13 protein-coding genes are annotated in these 18532 nt (G+C 46.0%); 6 read left to right on the top strand and 7 right to left on the bottom strand.

What is annotated here, in order from left to right; all coding sequences use genetic code 11:
* Nucleotides 1-300: 300 nt before the first annotated feature.
* The 3 genes from gcvP to CCZ37_RS17870 all read right to left on the bottom strand — a co-directional run bounded on the left by gcvP (nt 301) and on the right by CCZ37_RS17870 (nt 5007).
* Nucleotides 301-3180: an aminomethyl-transferring glycine dehydrogenase gene (gcvP, locus tag CCZ37_RS17880; protein WP_094501836.1), complete on the bottom strand. Its 2880-nt coding sequence runs from the start codon at nt 3178-3180 to the stop codon at nt 301-303.
* An 81-nt stretch (nt 3181-3261) separates the two neighbouring features.
* Nucleotides 3262-3642: a glycine cleavage system protein GcvH gene (gcvH, locus tag CCZ37_RS17875; RefSeq protein ID WP_094501834.1), complete on the bottom strand. Its 381-nt coding sequence runs from the start codon at nt 3640-3642 to the stop codon at nt 3262-3264.
* A 57-nt stretch (nt 3643-3699) separates the two neighbouring features.
* Nucleotides 3700-5007: a serine hydroxymethyltransferase gene (locus CCZ37_RS17870; protein ID WP_017043957.1), complete on the bottom strand. Its 1308-nt coding sequence runs from the start codon at nt 5005-5007 to the stop codon at nt 3700-3702.
* 392 nt (nt 5008-5399) lie between these two features.
* Between CCZ37_RS17870 and CCZ37_RS17865 the strand changes: the two genes are divergently transcribed.
* From CCZ37_RS17865 to CCZ37_RS17845, 5 genes are all read left to right on the top strand, one after another.
* Nucleotides 5400-6023: a helix-turn-helix domain-containing protein gene (locus CCZ37_RS17865; RefSeq protein ID WP_010320321.1), complete on the top strand. Its 624-nt coding sequence runs from the start codon at nt 5400-5402 to the stop codon at nt 6021-6023.
* Nucleotides 6024-6314: 291 nt separating this feature from the next.
* Complete coding sequence (gene gcvT / locus CCZ37_RS17860; protein WP_208613950.1) at nt 6315-7448, top strand: glycine cleavage system aminomethyltransferase GcvT; 1134 nt, start codon at nt 6315-6317, stop codon at nt 7446-7448.
* 92 nt (nt 7449-7540) lie between these two features.
* Complete coding sequence (locus CCZ37_RS17855; RefSeq protein WP_094501830.1) at nt 7541-8500, top strand: trypsin-like serine protease; 960 nt, start codon at nt 7541-7543, stop codon at nt 8498-8500.
* Between the two features lie 128 nt (nt 8501-8628).
* Entirely contained in the window at nt 8629-9639 is a 1011-nt protein-coding gene (locus CCZ37_RS17850) for a S1 family peptidase (protein ID WP_094501828.1), read from the top strand.
* 255 nt (nt 9640-9894) lie between these two features.
* Nucleotides 9895-11706, top strand: a complete 1812-nt coding sequence (locus CCZ37_RS17845) for a ricin-type beta-trefoil lectin domain protein (RefSeq protein WP_094501826.1) — start codon at nt 9895-9897, stop codon at nt 11704-11706.
* Nucleotides 11707-11970: 264 nt separating this feature from the next.
* Here the strand turns inward: CCZ37_RS17845 and CCZ37_RS17840 are convergent, their stop codons facing one another.
* From CCZ37_RS17840 to fruB, 4 genes are all read right to left on the bottom strand, one after another.
* Nucleotides 11971-12654: a DedA family protein gene (locus tag CCZ37_RS17840; protein WP_010320318.1), complete on the bottom strand. Its 684-nt coding sequence runs from the start codon at nt 12652-12654 to the stop codon at nt 11971-11973.
* A gap of 571 nt (nt 12655-13225) precedes the next feature.
* Nucleotides 13226-14968: a PTS fructose transporter subunit IIBC gene (gene fruA / locus CCZ37_RS17830; RefSeq protein WP_094501824.1), complete on the bottom strand. Its 1743-nt coding sequence runs from the start codon at nt 14966-14968 to the stop codon at nt 13226-13228.
* Nucleotides 14969-14986: 18 nt separating this feature from the next.
* Complete coding sequence (gene pfkB / locus CCZ37_RS17825) at nt 14987-15940, bottom strand: 1-phosphofructokinase (protein ID WP_094501822.1); 954 nt, start codon at nt 15938-15940, stop codon at nt 14987-14989.
* A 10-nt stretch (nt 15941-15950) separates the two neighbouring features.
* Nucleotides 15951-17093 (bottom strand): fused PTS fructose transporter subunit IIA/HPr protein, encoded by a 1143-nt coding sequence (gene fruB, locus CCZ37_RS17820; protein ID WP_094501821.1) that lies wholly within the window; start codon nt 17091-17093, stop codon nt 15951-15953.
* 224 nt (nt 17094-17317) lie between these two features.
* Between fruB and cra the strand changes: the two genes are divergently transcribed.
* A complete protein-coding gene (cra, locus tag CCZ37_RS17815; RefSeq protein ID WP_208613969.1) occupies nt 17318-18448 on the top strand; it encodes a catabolite repressor/activator in 1131 nt (376 codons plus the stop codon).
* Nucleotides 18449-18532: the final 84 nt, after the last annotated feature.

Raw genomic sequence — 18532 nt, 5'->3', positions numbered from 1 at the left:
TCGTTGTTCGTAGGTGTCGTGTCGATTTAACGTAATAGCACTGAATCCGTAGACATCATCTCTTTTTTGGCTAGCGCAGTTTAACTCGTTGCGCTAGCTCCTCAATACTCACTTAGCAATACTTGAAGTTATTCATGAATTGATAATGTTTAATTTTCCAAAGCTCATTCTTGTTCAAAAATAATTAATACAAAAAGGCGAACCTCTCAGTTCGCCTTTATTATTGAATATGGATAACTCAGTCAGTCATAATCTTAATTACGCTCACAAACTATGGTGAATAGTCATCAACATCAGCACTTACTCTTGGTAGTTATCAATACTTGGGCATGAGCAGACAAGGTTACGGTCACCGTATACGTTATCGACACGGCTCACGGTTGGCCAGTATTTTGATGCCTTAGTATGAGCGGATGGGAAGCAAGCCGTTTCACGAGAATATGGGTGAGCCCATGCTTCACTCGCGAGATCCGATTGTGTATGCGGCGCATTCACTAACGGGTTGTCGGCTAATGGCCATTCGCCTGATTGAACTTTCTCCATTTCGGCGCGAATCGCAATCATCGCCTCGCAGAAGCGATCCAATTCGGCTAAGTCTTCCGATTCGGTTGGTTCAATCATCAAGGTACCAGCAACAGGGAAGGACATCGTCGGTGCGTGGAAGCCATAATCCATCAAACGTTTAGCAATGTCTTCTTCGCTGATACCGGTCGCTTCTTTAAGCGGACGAATATCAATAATGCATTCGTGCGCTACGCGGCCGTTACTGCCACGGTAAAGAATAGGATAGTATGGGCGCAGTCTTTCCATCACGTAGTTGGCATTTAAAATAGCGACTTGAGTCGCAGTGGTTAAGCCTTCTGCACCCATCATGGCAATATAAGCCCATGAGATAGGTAAAATAGAAGCGCTGCCTAAATCGGCCGCAGATACGGCGTGATCGCTGCCTTCAACTCCCCCTTCAATATGTCCCGGTAGGAAAGGCGCTAGGTGAGATTTTACACCAATCGGTCCCATACCTGGGCCGCCACCGCCATGAGGAATACAGAATGTTTTGTGCAGGTTAAGGTGAGAAACATCAGAGCCAATAAAGCCCGGATTGGTCAAACCAACTTGCGCGTTCATGTTGGCACCATCAAGGTAAACTTGGCCGCCCGCGGCGTGAACCATGTTACACACTTCTTTAACTTGTTCTTCGTAAACGCCGTGCGTTGAAGGATAAGTGATCATGATGCTAGAGAGGTGCTCTTTATGCTTCTCAATTTTGTCTGCGAGGTCTGCGATATCAACGTTGCCGTTATTATCACATTTCACGACCACCACCTTCATCGAAACCATTGAAGCGGTTGCAGGGTTGGTGCCGTGTGCTGAGCTCGGAATTAAGCAGACGTTACGATGCCCTTCACCACGGCTTTTGTGGTAGCGCTGAATCGCCACAAGCCCTGCATATTCGCCAGAAGCACCGGAATTCGGTTGTAGCGAGAAGGCATCATAGCCTGTGATTTCACAGAGCTTTTCTTTTAAATCTTTAGCGAGAGCGGCGTAACCTGCGGCTTGCTCTTTCGGTGCAAATGGGTGGATTGAACCAAATTCAGGCCAAGTGACAGGGATCATCTCGGCTGCGGCGTTCAGTTTCATGGTGCAACTGCCAAGCGGGATCATGCCGTGAGTTAATGAAAAATCTTTATTCTCAAGTTTTTTCAAATAACGCATCATTTGCGTTTCGCTGTGATAGGTGTTGAACACAGGATGCGTTAGGAAGCGAGATTGACGGCGGCACTGTTCTGGCATCGCTGCAAATTCGTTGGCGGCAATTTCTGCCGACAGCGCGCTTACCGATTGCTTAATATCGAAAACCGCAAACAGGGTTTCAAGATCAGCTGTGGTGGTGGTTTCATCTAAACTGATGCCCAGTTGGTCATCAAAGCGGCGTAAGTTGATGTCGGCTTGTTGCGCTTTTGCGTAGATCGCTTGAGTTTGAGCGGCACTCTTTAAGGTAATCGTGTCAAAGAAGCTGTTATGCACCAATTCGTAACCCGCTTGAGTTAAGCCTGCCGCTAGAATTGCTGTCATATGATGAGTACGGCGCGCAATGGTGCGCAACCCTTCTGCGCCATGATAGACAGCATAAAACGAGGCCATATTAGCCAGCAGAGCTTGCGCGGTACAGATGTTCGAGGTCGCTTTTTCGCGGCGAATGTGCTGCTCGCGAGTTTGCATTGCCATGCGCAGTGCTGGTTTACCTTTGGCGTCAATCGACACTCCGATCACGCGGCCGGGCATAGTGCGTTTGTGCGCTTCACGCGTGGCCATAAAGGCGGCGTGTGGGCCGCCATAACCCATAGGGACACCGAAACGTTGAGCCGAGCCAATCACGACATCCGCGCCCATTTCACCTGCTGGTTTCAGCAAGGTGCTGGCCAGTAAATCTGTGGCAACAGTGACCAAGATTTTATTGGCTTGCGCTTTAGCAATCAGGTCGCTTAAATCACGCACTTCACCTGTGGTGCTTGGGTATTGCAGCAGCGCGCCAAACACATCTTGTTCAGGCAATGAGTCGAGTGCGCCGATTTGTACCTCAAAACCGATAAATTCAGCGCGAGTTTTTACCACTTCAATGGTTTGTGGATGAACATCGTCCGCCACAAAAAAGACGTTACTTTTGCTTTTTCCTGCGCGTTTACACAGTGTCATTGCTTCGCCAGCGGCCGTTGCTTCATCGAGCAGCGACGCGTTGGCAATATCCATTGCAGTTAAATCCATCACCATTTGTTGGTAGTTAAGCAGCGATTCCAAACGACCTTGAGAGATTTCTGGCTGGTAGGGCGTGTAAGCCGTATACCAGCCCGGATTTTCCAGTACGTTACGCAAAATGACGTTCGGTGTGAAGGTGTTGTAGTAACCTTGGCCAATGAACGTGCGTTTAATCTGGTTTTGATTGGCAAATACTTTCATCGCGCTGAGCATATCGGCTTCGCTTTTAGGCGCAGCAAGGGACATTGGGCTTTCTAAACGAATTTGCGCAGGAACGGTTTGTTCGATTAACGCGGCTAAGCTTTCGGCGTTAATCGCGTTGAGCATTTTTTGTTGATCGGCTGAGTTGGGTCCGTTGTGGCGTGCAACAAACTCATTTTCGGTACTTAACTGGCTAAGCAGTGGGCTGTGAAGTAATTCAGTCATTTCCTTTACCTTTTCAAAGATCGTGTGCGACCTTAAAAAAAAGCCGCCCATGCTGGGCAGCTTTGATCCGTGATGGGCTAATTAATCTTCTTCGATAGAGTTTTGGTACTCTTCTGCATCTTTTAGATTGTCGAGTTCAGAAGCATCAGACATCTTCACTTTCACAATCCAGCCACCTTCATACGGTTCTTCGTTGATGAGTTCTGGGCTATCTTCTAACTCTTCGTTGATTTCAACGATGACACCTGTAATCGGTGCGTAAATGTCTGAAGCGGCTTTGACAGATTCAACCAGAGAAAAACTGTCTCCAGCATCAATTTCTGCATCTACTTCAGGTAGGTCAACAAACACGACGTCACCAAGCATCTCTTGCGCATGCTGAGAAATACCGATGGTCACTGTGCCGTCACCGTTGTCGCGCACCCACTCGTGGCTATCTGCAAACTTCAGTGTATTGTCCATTGCTTTATCTCCAAAAAAGTATCGTATTAATTTGAACTTGTGTTTAATTTAAAAAGGTTATTGATAGAGTGGGAAGCGTTGGCACAGCGCTTTAACTTGTTTGCGCACACGTTGCTCAACATCACTGTTTCCTTCTGGGCTCACAACAAGGCCATCAAGAACATCGCCAATCCACTCACCGATGAGTTTGAATTCTTCACGACCAAAACCACGGCTGGTTCCAGCTGGCGTACCTAAACGAATACCCGAAGTAATCATAGGCTTCTCGGTATCAAATGGGATGCCATTTTTGTTACATGTGATCCCTGCACGCTCTAATGCTTGTTCGGCGATATTCCCCTTCAGCCCTTTAGGGCGAAGATCAACAAGCATGAGATGAGTGTCAGTCCCGCCAGTCACAATGTCACAACCGCGAGTTTGCAATACTTCGGCGAGAACTTTTGCGTTATCGATCACCGAATCAATATAACGATGAAACTCAGGGCCCAGCGCTTCGCCTAGTGCTACCGCTTTGGCCGCAATTACGTGCATTAACGGGCCACCTTGCAGGCCAGGAAAAACCGCCGAGTTAATTTTTTTGCTGATCTCTTCGCTGTTGGTCAAAACCATACCGCCTCGTGGGCCGCGCAAGGTTTTATGTGTGGTGGTCGTGACAACGTGGGCATGCGGCAATGGGCTTGGGTGAGCACCAGTGGCGACTAATCCGGCAATATGCGCCATATCGACCATTAAGAGCGCGCCCACTTCATCAGCAATGGCTCGGAATTTGGCAAAATCAATCACGCGAGGAATGGCAGAGCCGCCCGCAATGATCATTTTTGGTTGATGCTCTAACGCGAGGCTGCGTACATCATCATAATTGATTTCTAAGGTCGTGCTATCGACACCATATTGAATAGCATTAAACCACTTACCAGAGAGGGCAGGCCGAGCGCCATGAGTGAGGTGGCCTCCGGCATCCAGAGACATACCTAAAATTGTGTCACCCGGTTGCAGTAAAGCCAGCATCACCGCGCCATTGGCTTGTGCGCCTGAATGTGGCTGCACGTTGGCGTATTGACAATGAAATAGGGATTTTGCACGTTCAATCGCAATGGTTTCGACGGTATCAACGTGTTCGCAACCACCGTAATAGCGACGGCCGGGGTAGCCTTCTGCATATTTATTGGTGAGACAAGTACCTTGCGCTTGCATAACGGCTTTTGAAACAATGTTTTCTGAAGCGATCAGCTCAATTTGTTCATTTTGGCGCACGTATTCGGCTTGAATACCCGCAAAGACAGCATCATCAGTGGCAGCAAGGTTGGTTGAGAAAAAGCTCTCAAGGCAGTGGTTGGGGTAACTTTTGTTCACGTTGGCATTCATGGTAGATGACCTTCCAATAATCCGACGGATTGGCTAAACATTCCGTCATTCCTTTTTAGTGGCTGCTTTATTGTTAAGCCGTTAGGCGACAACAAAACAGGGTGTCAGTTATCCTTAAACTGGATTGCAACCCCAACAATACGGGGTGAAAAGCCACTTAAATATTGTTAAATCTCTAACCGCAATAAGTGGTGAATAGCATCTCCTTATCTAACAAGTCAGTAACATACTCTTTGACTTATAAACAATCAATCAAAAATTTCCTATAGGAAACATGGTTTCTTTTTTTGTAAGCAAGAGCACGCTTTATTTACGTGCAGCCTCTTTAACCTTGCGTTGGCTTTATGCCACAATGATGGCCGAAATCAGGAAGATAACAATCGAGGGAAAGCATGTCTGAAGACATTTATGATGAGTACCCATCGTTGACTTTGGCCAAGGAAACGGGTGAACAAACGATCGAACCGCTTAAGCTTGGGCAACGTATTAAAGAGATCCGCTCTAAGCTTGGGATTACGCTAGAAGAGGCGAGCCAGCGGACAGGATTAGCTCGATCTACATTGAGTAAAATCGAAAACGAACAGATTTCTCCAACCTACCAAGCGATGCAAAAACTCGCTCATGGATTGCAGATAGATATGCCTCAACTATTTGAACCACCAAAGAAAATTGTGGCAACAGGCCGTAGGGATATTTCTCGTATTGGTCAGGGAAAGCCGCATCCCACCCCAACTTACGAGCATGAATTGCTCGCCACGCAGCTCTCTAATAAGAAAATGATGCCGTTTAAAAGCCGAGTGCGAGCTCGTGCATTTGAAGAGTACAGTGACTGGGTTCGTCACGATGGTGAGGAGTTTTTGTTGATCCTCACGGGTGAAGTTTTGTTCTATAGCGAATTTTATGAACCAGTTCGATTGGCGGAAGGTGACAGTGTTTATTACGACGCTAACATGGGGCACATGCTGGTCTCTGTCAGCGAAGAGGATGCATTGATTTTGTGGGTTACGGCAAAATGAGTGTGAAAACGCGAAGTTTCTTATAGTGACAGCAATCGTTTGCTATTTGGTGGTTTTACCCTCTGCAGTGTGCTTTTAATCACTTTTAGCTCCGGCGATGGTAAGCATCTCGCGACTTTTAATTGTGATTGGGTTGTTAATTTTGACAATCCATCTTGTTTTGAACTTGTTAATCCGCCCGAACGGGCGCATTCTTGTTCACTATTGGAAACATGGTTTCCTCTTCTTTGGACATAATAGCCAACATTTGGTGGTGAATTCCCTGCTGGGTCGGCTGAAATGGAGATAAAAATGACTCAAGAACATGCAAATCAAACACTACTCACTACTCCTTTACATGCGCTGCACATCGAAGTTGGAGCGAAAATGGTGCCATTTGCTGGCTATGACATGCCCGTTCAGTATCCATTAGGGGTAAAGAAAGAGCATTTGCATACTCGCGAGGCGGCTGGTTTGTTTGATGTTTCGCATATGGGCCAACTTCGTTTGCATGGAGCCAATGCCGCGCAAGCATTGGAGTCATTGGTTCCTGTCGATATTATTGACTTACCAGCAGGCAAGCAGCGTTACGCCTTTTTCACAAATAGAGAAGGCGGCATTATGGATGATTTAATGGTCGCTAATCTGGGTGATCATCTGTTTGTTGTGGTTAACGCGGCTTGTAAAGCACAAGATATTGCTCATTTACAAGCACATTTGCCACAAGGTGTTGAGCTTGAAGTCATTGATGATCGCGCGCTGTTAGCGCTGCAAGGACCAAAAGCCGCTGAAGTGTTAGCTCGCCTGCAACCACAAGTGATGGCGATGCACTTTATGGATATTCAGCTAATGGACATCGATGGAGCCCAGTGCATTGTCAGCCGAAGTGGTTATACCGGTGAAGATGGTTATGAAATTTCTGTACCAGCAGAACAGGCCGAAGCATTGGCGCGTAAACTGACCGCTTATGAAGAAGTGGAATGGATTGGTCTGGGCGCGCGCGATTCACTGCGTTTAGAGTGCGGTTTATGTCTTTACGGGCATGATCTTGATACCAGCACAACGCCAGTTGAAGCGAGCTTGTTATGGGCGATAAGCAAAGTGCGTCGTGCTGAAGGTGAGCGTGCGGGTGGTTTCCCGGGTGCAGACATTATTCTTGGGCAGATCGAAAGCAAAGATGTTGCACGTAAACGTGTAGGTTTAGTGGGGTTAACTAAAGCGCCAGTACGTGAAGGCACTGAGCTATTTGACGCCGATGGCCAGCATATAGGTGTAGTGACCAGTGGTACAGCGGGACCGACAGCCGGAAAGCCCGTGTCTATGGCCTATATCCGAGCTGATTTATCAACGATAGGCACAGAAATTTTTGCTGATGTGCGCGGAAAAATGCTGCCTATGGTGGTTGAGAAAATGCCGTTTGTGGCTCAGCGTTATTATCGTGGTTAATTTATATGTATAGGCAATAATAATAATTAGATCATTCTTTTTACCTATACTATTATGAATAGTATTTACACGTACATGCTAGGAGTTAGGTCATGAATAACTGGGTAGTGCTTTTATCTTCAGTTGCCGTCTCTGGTAATGCGTTTGCCGTTGATGCTCAGCCACAGATAGTTAATGGAATATATGCGAATGTAACCGATTTTCCTTCTATGGTAAGTCTATTTACTGATACAACAGGTTATGAAGGTTATACAACTTATGGTCTTTTTTGCGGGGGCTCACTCATTAATAACCAGTATGTACTAACCGCCGCACACTGTATTTATGGTAGTACTGCGAAGCAGCTTTTGACGTCAGTTGTACCTCAACTGCAAGTTGAAACAGATTTTCCACACAACATATTAGAAAAAGCGCGAGTAGCAGAAATCTATTATCCATCAACTTATAACGATACCTCATTATTTGATGATATTGCGATTCTCAAGCTTGAAACGCCTTTGACAACGGTATCCTCTGCTAATTATTTGAATTTTCCAGAAAGCAACAGTTACCGAGATGTCTCCAACAGTTTTATTGCCGTGGGACATGGTAATACCGCTTCTAATGTTGATAACTCGACCTCTCTATTAAAAACCACACTCACCTATGTCCCTAATGAAGATTGTAATGCTTATAAAAGCTCTACAGTGAACAACTTATGTATGAAGGGGACGCCAATCAGCAGTACTACTGGCTTGGCGAATGCAACGTGCCAAGGTGATTCAGGTGGTCCTTTATTTTGGAGTAACGGCAGTATATATATTCAAGTAGGTATCACAAGTTTTGGGCCAACAACTTGCGGTGATCCTAGTTTTGACCCGACTTCCATCTTTACCGAAGTTGTCAAATATAGGACGTGGATTGATAGTGTAGTTGCAGGAACTGAGTCACCAAAGATTGTTGTTACCGAAAGTGATCGTCGAGCTTATTTATACCCCGCGTCTGACAGTGGTGGTTCATTCGGCTGGTGGTCTTTACTGCTGATGTTTATCCCCTTCATTCGTAGACGTTGAACCCTTATTGATCTTGAGCGACCTGTTTAGGTCGCTTTTTTATTGCCTTTTTTGAGCAGGTTCTACTTAGGGCGCTAAACTTGAAAGTGATACACGCGTATCTTTCTAGATGAGTGACGAGGTGATGGATGTACAAATGGATACTGTTCAGTGCGATGCTATCAGCAAATGCTTATGCGGTTGATTTCCAGCCTTACATTGTGAATGGTTCGGATACCAGTAGTGCCACTTACCCTTCTTTTGCTAGCCTTTTATATCAAAACAGCACTCAATCTAGTAGTAACAGTTTTTGTGGGGCGAGTATCATCAATGCACAGTTTATTTTGACTGCAGCTCATTGTATCTACGGTAAAAAAGATACCATGCTTTATACGGTGGTCGTGCCTCAGTTGGATAATGTGGCTGATTTCCCCTACGGGAATATCCAGATATCGCGCGCGGCGGCTTTTTATTACCCCAGTACTTACATCAATTCGTCCAGCGCACTCTGGCGTGATGACATTGCGATTATCAAGCTCGAAACACCGCTCAATGTGGCGGACTATTCTGCACTACTCAATACTCAGTTAAATAATGATTACCCTGCTGGCAATAATTACCAAGCGATTGGGCATGGCTACGTGGCGGGTAATGTCGCGAGTTCAAATACTCAGTTACAAGAAACGACCCTCACTTTTGTTAGTAATGCCGTCTGTAGTGCTTTTTATGGCTCGGCACTGACCTCAAAGCAGATCTGTTTTGATGGTGCGGTAAGCGGTGCTTATAAAAACTCCACCTGTTCTGGCGATTCCGGTGGGCCTGTCTATTGGTTTAATGGCTCGCAATACATTCAAATTGGTTTAACCAGCTTTGGGCCTTCACTATGTGGTGATATTAACCAACCGATCACCTCAGTATTTACGGAGCTTTATGATTATCAGAGCTGGATTCAGCGCGTTCTTACAGGTGCAGAGGTGCCTAAATATTATGTTGCCACTCAAAATGGGGTACGTGTCCTGATTGATACTCAAACTGTTGCCCCCCAAGAGGAGAGCGGTGGCAGTTTGAGTATCCTTGGGTTGACTCTGCTGCTGTTATTTCGCTTTCGGGCGACTGATAATTCTGTTGTTCCTGTTAAGCGGGTAAAATCACCTCAATAAGAGAAAAAGCCTAAACATCGATTTATACCCTCCCTACTTACCGACGACTTGCAACTTCAAGTCGTTTGAATATAGATAGAAAACACTCTAGATAAATCATTAAATAACCAATCTATATTTTGTTGAATTGATTCATGGTTCTGATGATAAGTTTAATATTCAGTTGATATGTGAATGCAATATCGTCACTCTGCGTACTCTTCTGTGATGGAATATCACCTGATGTTCCCATAACTCATAACGTAGATCTTTATAATGAAAAAAATAATAACCATGTTGTCTATTGCTGCTCCTTTAAGTGCTGTAGCAAATGATTCAAGCATCGAAGCGTTTATGACCGCGTTTCATAATGCTCCTCAAAAAGTAATGGATGCTATACCAGAAAAAGAAGGTGATACTTATCAAATTGTTAGTGCTGAAGATGTAGAACGATTTCGAGATAGAATGCGTGAAAGTGTTATTGAAAAAGAGAGTGAGATGCTATCCCGATTTGCAGCTAATTTAAATAACGATAATCCTGCTCGTTTAGTTGATATGGGTAATCGATTAGTTCGCAATTTAGTTGAATTGGATAAATCAGCGCCGGACTCAAAACGTTTAGATATTCAACCTTGGTCTGATAGTTATTGGCCGCTTTATTCTGGTGCCGCTGCTTGGCGATATTCAGATCGAGAGCTTCAAGCATCAAACTGGCAGGAATATCATGACTTTTCTTATTCTATCAAACCGTTAGAGAGTTATTCTAATGAGCAGCGTCATATGCTTTCACCAGCAGAAAAATATGATCTATTGGTTGGAGATAAAAACTTTACACTCACCAAAAGATCATGGGACTCAGGTAAAGGATACTTTGAATCTCATGGACATGTAGAGCGTTGGATGGGCTTATGTCATGGATGGGCTGCTGCCGCTTATATGTTACCGCGTCCTACTAAGTCCCTGATGGTCCCGGATGCGAATGGAGAAATGCTAAAAATCTATCCTTCAGATATCAAAGCATTAGGTACTTTGTTATGGTCTCAAGCGCCATTTCAAACTCGGTTTATTGGTGGGCGCTGTAATGTCAAAGATCCTAAAAAAGATCAAAATGGGCGAGTGATTGAACCGGCATGCGTGGATACTAATCCCGGCACTTGGCACTTATCTGTGCTCAACCAGATCGGTATCGCTGGGCGCAGTATGATTATGGACGCTACTTACGATTATGAAGTTTGGAACCAACCGATTCTCGGATATCAACTGAAGTACTTTAGTCCTCAGACCAACCGTTCTTCTAATAACCCTTCTGACGTTATGATTAAGATATCTGATTATACTAGAGACAAATTTAAATCGTACCGTTCATCACAAGCGGTCTCATTGGTGGGAGTGCAGATGGCTGTTGATTATATGGTTGAAACCAGTCCGACACACAGGGAAAAGGATAGGCCTCAGTTAGACGGTGTTGCTCGCGTAACCTACTACTATGATTTGGAGATTGACAGCCAAGGCGACATTATCGGTGGTGAATGGTATCAGAATCGTCATCCTGATTTTTTGTGGACTCCAGCCCCAGAAGCGGTTGCTAAATCCTATTATGACGGTCGCGGTCAATGGAATATGGCTCAATCAGTCCCAGCGGATTGGCAAAAAATAGCTCCTAATGCTTCTCGGTATACTCAACCGATGACATCGGTAGTTTTAGCGCTATTTTCAGCTTCAGCGGATGGTTCACAAGCTGATCAAAATTGGAGACAGATAGTGACTAAAGAAACACAGTGTATGGATGTTGAAGGTAGCTCTAATGCTATTGGTACCCGAGTTTATGCATGGAGATGTCATGGCGGTGAGAACCAGCTATGGCAGCTAAACCAAGCTAGTCAGCTAGTCAGTAAAGTCGCACCAGAGTTATGTTTGGATCAGCAAGACATCAATATCACAATGCAACGGTGTACTAATAAGCCAAGTCAGAAGTGGCGATGGCATAATGGAGAGCTCAAAAATGAGTTAAATAATTCGCTCAAATGGGATCAGAATAGCTGGTTGTTAAGAGCCGATATTGATGGCGAACAGTGGCGTTGGCAGTAGTCATTAAGTCATTTTTTACCGATAAATGAAACGATAAAATGTGAGAGCCCATCCCATGAGCTCTCACTTCTTCGGTGGAAATATGCGCCGGAGGGTTGAAGTATTTTGAGAAATGTAATGGGTCACTCAGGTTTTGAGTAATTTACCCACTCTTGTATTGGATATCTCTAACGGTTCAGCTAGCGCCATAAAACAGAGAGGCTAGCTAATTTCTTCAACAGTGGAAGCATTAGCTTCACACTGCTGAGAGATTAGTTCGGTGCTCTACGGCCTTTCTTCGCTGATAAGAGGGGCTTTTTGCAGTGAACGTTTACGCATTAACCAACCCACCATTAGCGTAGAGATTGCGATCAACAGTGTCATTAATGGCGCTAATATCAACGCATGATTGGCTATTTTGGCAAGCTTATCGGGCAAAAGAGAAATGCCGAAGCCTGAGCCGACCAAAAACAGAATCCACGCCAACGCGCTCAGTGGTGAGACGAGCAGGAAGCGTGTTGGTGTTACTGCATTACGCAGCCCTATTACCATAGGCAGCAAAGAACGTACCACTGGTAGAAAGCGTCCCATGAACATGGCCAGTAGCCCATACCTTTGGATCAAGTTATCGGTAGTGCGCCACTGTTTTTCTGAGACTTTGTTGAGCCAAGTTGAGACTAATCGCCACTCTTTAAGTTGGTGGCCTTGATAAAAGGCGATCGCACTGCCCAGCCAACCAGCAAAAACCAGCACGCCAATAATGGCATACAGGTTGAGTACCCCAACGGCCGCAAGGCTACCACACAGCACAATCACACTATCGCAAGGCAGCGGCGCTGCTGGAATAAATGCACTTTCAACGAAGATAAGTAACCCAATGCAGAGGTAAAGTAACGACAGATCGACCTGCTGTAGCGCAAACAGATCTTGATGCCATAAGGCAGAGAAAATAGACAAAAAAGTATTCATAACAAGCTTCCTCAATCAGTAAATAGTAATAATTGGTCCGATTGAAAAAGGTGTTAAGCGTGGGCGAAGCGTGAATACAGGTTGGAAAATTGCAGTGCTTTACGCACAAAAACGTGAGTTGATTGACCTATATACAGAGAACAAATGACGACAAACGCAGTGGTACTGAGAGTGTAAAAAAGTAGGGTAGTTTCTGCGCTCGTCTTTTCGTCATCATCTGAGATTAACCGAAGCCCACTGACTCGTGGCGTTTCATGCCTTGTGGTTAATATCGCTGCATCACGATCAACAAAAAATCGATGACTGGAAAAATGAACATGCTGGCTTGTCGTAGACTCACTCGCCGAAAAGCTTTGTGTAGCATTGAGGTTGAGCGAGGAGAAAAGGCTCAATAAGCTAAACAAGAAGGCAAACATCAATGATTGGATCATAACTATCGCGAGGCTACTTAAACTGAGAGTGAGTATGCGGCGTGTCAGCGGTGCGTGTAAAGGAATTTTAGCCTTGGAAAATGTGCAAAAGTGAGCAGCACGGCTGCTCACTCATCATAGTTAAAGACTAAGCATGCTGACTATATCGCTGCAACCGTCGAGCTCTCGCTCGCTTTTGCGCGGTTTTTAAGGAATGCGTAACCAAAGCCAGTCACCGCCGTACCGGCCGCAATTGCGATTAGGTACATCAGTACAGGTGTAATCGCATTTGGGATCAGTAGGACAAATAAGCCGCCGTGCGGGGCCATTAATTTCGCACCAAACAGCATAGACAGTGCACCGGTTAACGCGCCGCCTGCCATACAAGCTGGGATAACGCGCATTGGATCTTTCGCTGCAAATGGAATCGCTCCTTCAGAGATAAAGCATAAGCCCAATACGAAAGAGGCTTTACCCGCTTCACGTTCACCGGCTTCAAATTTGTCTCTGGCAAGGAAAGTCGCAAGGCCCATACCTAACGCTGGCACCATACCCGCAGCCATAATGGCGGCCATTGGTGCGTAAGTTTGCGAAGCCAGTAGACCAACACCAAAGGTATACGCTGCTTTATTAATCGGCCCGCCTAAGTCAAAGCACATCATCGCGCCTAGGATTACACCCAGAAGTACGGCGTTGGCTGAGCCCATGTTGTTTAAGAACTCAGTCATTGCAGCCATGATGCTCGATACAGGGCCACCGACGATGTAGATCATCACCAAGCCAGTAAAGAGACTCGCCACAAATGGAATGATGAGGATCGGTTTTAGCGCTTCCATCGATTGCGGTAAGGAGACTTTATCTGCAATGAATTTAGCGGCGTAACCTGCAATGAAACCGGCCACAATACCGCCAAGAAAACCGGCTCCGGTAGAGCTTGCCAACATCCCGCCAATCAAACCAGGAGCAAGCCCCGGACGGTCAGCAATCGAGAACGCAATAAAACCCGCCATGACAGGGATCATTAATGCAAAGGCTGAACCGCCACCAATGGTCATCAGCGCTGCCGCCAATGTGCCTTGCTCTTTAAACGCTTCAATACCAAACACAAAAGAGAGTGCGATGATCAAACCACCTGCGACTACGACAGGAAGCATGTGAGATACCCCAGTCATCAGGTGCTTGTACACCCCTTTTTTCTCTTCGGTTTGATTGTTATTAGACGCTGACGATTGCATATAAATAGACGCTTGGTTAAACGCGTTGGTGATCTCTTGCTCGGTTTTTTTCAGTGCAAGACCTGTACTGGTTTTGTACAGTTTTTTGCCGTTGAAACGATCGAGTGGCACTTCGATATCGGCCGCAATGATCACCAAATCCGCATCAGCAATCTCTTGCGCCGTGAGTTGGTTTTTCGCGCCCACAGAACCACGTGTCTCTACTTTGATTTGATGGCCAAGGCGTTTTGCATGGTTTTCTAGCGCTTCTGCCGCCATAAAGGTGTGTGCAACACCCGTTGGACAAGCGGTAATCGCCACGATTTTTTTAGCGGCTTGCGTTACGACTGGCGCAGATACCGTTTTTGCCTCTTGCTCAGTTAGGATAGTCGCTGCATTTATCGCGCTGTTTAAAAAAGCAACGGGATCAGAGGTGCAGGCTGAAATGTCACTTTGGTACACTTTTTTGCCGATAAAGCGGGTGGTATCTATTGGTGTATTACGAGCAATAACCACCACATCTGCGTTGTCGATTTCACTGCTAGAGAGCGTATGGCCTTGAATGATGCTGGAATGGCATTCAACCACCGCGGTCCAATTGAGCGATTTTGCCGCTTGTTCAAGCAGCCCGGCAGCAATGATGCTGTTTGCAACGCCACTGGGGCATGCGGTAATAATGGCAATCTTCATAGTTACGACCTTCTGTCCTTATGAGTTAGCGTTTAAGCTAACGGGTTGTAATTGGATTTGTTGTTGTAGGGTTTCGAGTTGTTTTCGGTTTGACATACCCACGCCGACTTGCGTAACAGCTAAAGCAGAGAGGGCGGTGGCAAAAGTAAGCAGTTCTGTTTTTGCCATTTGCTGCATGTGTCCCCAGCAAAGGCCAGCGACTAAAGTATCGCCTGCGCCAACGGTGCTAACGACCTGCATACGTGGTGGTTTTGCATGCAGCCATTGATGTTGGTTCAACCACATCACGCCATTTGCTCCCATCGACACCACGATATTTTCGATGCCTTTTTCGGCCAGTTGCGCGGCGGCCGCTTGGCACTGCTCTGGAGTATGTAGTTCACATCCCACAAATTGAGAAAGCTCTTCATCGTTTGGTTTAATCAACCAAGGCTTAGCGTCAAGGCCCGCTTTGAGAGCATCACGGCTGCTATCAAACAGCACTTTTTTACCCATGGAGTGCAGTTTTTCGATCCACGAAGCACATAATGCTGGGGAGATGCCCTGTGGCAAGCTACCAGCGAGCACAAAATAGTCGTGATCAGCGGCTAATCTCTCGAGAGTGCGTTCGAACTGCTCAATGGCAAGCGGCGTCACTTCAACTCCGGGGAAATTGATGTCGCTCACTTCACCCGATTGCTCCACCAATTTCACGTTAATACGGGTTGCACCATCAACACGAACAAACTCATCAATTGCGGCCATTTGATCAAATAGCTGACAGAACAACGCTTGGTTATCACGGCCAAGAAATCCGGTCACAGTCACCTTTGCACCGAGATCGCTCAGTACTTTCGCAACATTAACCCCTTTACCTGCGGCGTGAAGTGAACCTTGTTTAACTAGGCTCACTGAGCCAACATTGAGCACATCCAAGCTACCTGTTAAATCAAGCGCTGGGTTTAGCGTGATAGTGACGACTTTATTTGTCATGGCTTAATCCTTACCCTTCACCTAGACCAGAAGCAATCGCTTTACCGATCGATGCTAATGCTTGCTCGGCGTCTGGCCCCTCAGCTGAAAACTGCAGCTGGTGGCCATGTTTTACGCCCAGCGCAATGACTTTCATCAGGCTTTTCGCGTTGGCTGTTTTTCCGTCGCCATCTAAGTTAGATACTTTGATATTGGCTTCAAATTTCTTCGCTTCGGCCACCAACATCGCTCCTGGACGAGCGTGCAGACCATGTGCGTTTTTGATTTTGAATACCGCAACCTTGCTTGCTGCGCTCTCATCTTTTGTCGGAGCTTGCTCATTGTCATTGCTGAAGAAAGCCAATAATTGGGCTGCATTCGCATTGAGTAAGGTTTCTTGCTGCTGCTGAAGCACAAGCTGCGTGAGCTTATCCAGAATGTTTTGGTGGGCATTATTACAAGCGGCAATCGCGATCAAGGCTTTGACGTTGAGTTGATTGTATTCACACGCATTGGCGGTTGACACAAACGAAATGCCCGTGCGTTTGACCGCTTTGTCACTGCTGATTAACCACAATCCCTTGCCTAGGTGGGTTGGCTCTTTCGTGACCAGTTCGGCAACAAATTCATTGTCAGCAAAGCCGGTATTGCGTAGCAAACCGCCAGCGACGGCGCTCATCTGTACCATATCACTGGCAGGGAAAAGCAGTTGGATCAACGAAGCATCAAAATCAGGCTCAAATTGCACTTCGCCATTGAGGAGTGCAATCACATCATTGGCACTGGACGCTTGTTTCAGTTTCTCTTCAACGCCATCGGCGGACAACACTTGCGTCAGTTGTTTCAGAATGCCCAAATGTTCATCGGATTTCGCGGCAATACCAATCGCGACATAAACGGTTGCGTCGTTACCCCAGTCAACGCCGTTAGGGAAGTGATGAACGGCAACACCGGTTTGCTTAACCAGTTGACGTGTATCGGTTGTACCGTGTGGGATCGCGATACCATTACCAAGAAAGGTCGAATTCTGAGCTTCACGATTAAGCATGCCATCGACATAACCTGCTTCGACGAACCCTTTGTTGGTTAGATCCGCTGCAATAGCTCGAATCGCCTCTTGCTTGTTCGTGGGTGATTGGCCCAAAGTAATATTGTTGGAATTGAGTTGCAGCATTTTGGCCTCTTTGCCTTACGGCTTAATTCGTTATCACTTTGAAGTATGTATTTCACCTAAGTGATCGTTTATTAGTATGATTTATTCAAGCTGAATCGTTTCAGCTTTTTTCCCAAAAAAATTCAGCAAACCTATTTTTGACGAAAAATGGCGCTGTTCAACTTATTCGCACTGCTCATTTTTTAATAACACTCACATTTGGTCATCTTTACATCGACGGAGTGATGGTCAAATGTAGCCTTAGTTATCATTTTGTAATTTTGCTGAATCCTTTCAGCTTTTATACTGAATCGATTCAGCGTATAATTCAACTTCATCAAGGATCAAAAAATGAGTTCTATGATCCGACGCACAGAACAAGAGTGGTTGATATGACACTAGATGAGATAGCGAAGTTAGCGGGAGTCTCTAAAACCACCGCCAGTTATGTAATCAATGGCAAAGCGCAGAAGTACCGGATTAGTGAAAAAACCCAGCAGAAAGTGATGGCCGTGGTGGATGCCCATAATTACCGTCCCGATCACGCCGCTTCTGCTTTGCGAGCAGGAAATAGCCGCTCTTTTGGGCTCATCATCCCTGATCTTGAGAACACCAGTTACGCGCGTCTTGCCAAATTGTTAGAGCAGAACTCTCGTCAAGCGGGTTACCAAATTCTCATCGCCTGTTCGGACGATGACCCGCATACCGAAATGTCGGTGGTGGATGCCTTGGTCTCACGCCGCATCGATGCGCTATTTGTCGCCAGCGCGATTCCTCACGCCAGTGAGTTTTATCTCAAGTTGCAACATTCAGGCACTCCGGTTATTGCGATTGACCGCCCGTTAGATGATGAATTTTTCGCCTGTGTGATCAGTGAAGATTTCAATGCCGCGTTTGAATTGACGCATTCTTTATTAACGCCGGAGATCAAAACCGTCGGCTTAGTCGGTGCATTACCAGAGCTCAATATTTCGCAAGAACGCCAGTTGGGGTTTGAATCAGCGCTGAGAGCGAAAAATGTGCACAGTGTCATCGGTTATGGCGCGCACTTTAATCGAGAAGAGGGCAAACGAGTGGTGAATGGATGGATCGCCAATAACAGCATGCCGGATGCGATCGTCGCGACTTCCTACACCCTGCTTGAAGGGATCTTAGATGTACTGTTTGAAAACCCAAGCTTGATGAATCGTGTGAAGTTATCGACATTTGGTGATAACCGTTTACTTGATTTCTTGCCGATTAAAATCAACTCGTTGCCGCAGCAGTTTGAGCTGATTGCCGACAGCGCACTCGCGTTGGCACTCAACGCTTCGGCAAAACGTTATCAAGCTGGGATTGAATTGGTACCTCGTAAACTGAAAGTTCGTATTCATTGATGGTCACTTTTTAGCTTGATTTTTATAAAGTCATCAAGAAAATTCACGTAACCTAAGCTCTGTTTTGCTCGATCTTACGTCGCT

Origin of the sequence: Vibrio qinghaiensis (genome assembly GCF_002257545.1) — a bacterium.
In the GTDB taxonomy this organism is placed as follows: domain Bacteria; phylum Pseudomonadota; class Gammaproteobacteria; order Enterobacterales; family Vibrionaceae; genus Vibrio; species Vibrio ordalii.
Note: the sequence above shows the minus strand (reverse complement) of the source record. Positions and strands in the feature narration are given on the sequence as shown.

Excerpts from the sequence above, each read along its gene's own strand:
- fruB (WP_094501821.1), bottom strand. The coding sequence starts at position 17,093 with ATGCTGCAACTCAATTCCAACAATATTACTTTGGGCCAATCACCCACG.
- cra (WP_208613969.1), top strand. The coding sequence starts at position 17,318 with ATGGTCAAATGTAGCCTTAGTTATCATTTTGTAATTTTGCTGAATCCT.
- CCZ37_RS17855 (WP_094501830.1), top strand. The coding sequence starts at position 7,541 with ATGAATAACTGGGTAGTGCTTTTATCTTCAGTTGCCGTCTCTGGTAAT.
- CCZ37_RS17850 (WP_094501828.1), top strand. The coding sequence starts at position 8,629 with ATGTACAAATGGATACTGTTCAGTGCGATGCTATCAGCAAATGCTTAT.
- gcvP (WP_094501836.1), bottom strand. The coding sequence starts at position 3,180 with ATGACTGAATTACTTCACAGCCCACTGCTTAGCCAGTTAAGTACCGAA.
- gcvT (WP_208613950.1), top strand. The coding sequence starts at position 6,315 with ATGACTCAAGAACATGCAAATCAAACACTACTCACTACTCCTTTACAT.
- CCZ37_RS17865 (WP_010320321.1), top strand. The coding sequence starts at position 5,400 with ATGTCTGAAGACATTTATGATGAGTACCCATCGTTGACTTTGGCCAAG.
- gcvH (WP_094501834.1), bottom strand. The coding sequence starts at position 3,642 with ATGGACAATACACTGAAGTTTGCAGATAGCCACGAGTGGGTGCGCGAC.
- CCZ37_RS17870 (WP_017043957.1), bottom strand. The coding sequence starts at position 5,007 with ATGAATGCCAACGTGAACAAAAGTTACCCCAACCACTGCCTTGAGAGC.
- pfkB (WP_094501822.1), bottom strand. The coding sequence starts at position 15,940 with ATGACAAATAAAGTCGTCACTATCACGCTAAACCCAGCGCTTGATTTA.
- CCZ37_RS17845 (WP_094501826.1), top strand. The coding sequence starts at position 9,895 with ATGAAAAAAATAATAACCATGTTGTCTATTGCTGCTCCTTTAAGTGCT.
- CCZ37_RS17840 (WP_010320318.1), bottom strand. The coding sequence starts at position 12,654 with ATGAATACTTTTTTGTCTATTTTCTCTGCCTTATGGCATCAAGATCTG.
- fruA (WP_094501824.1), bottom strand. The coding sequence starts at position 14,968 with ATGAAGATTGCCATTATTACCGCATGCCCCAGTGGCGTTGCAAACAGC.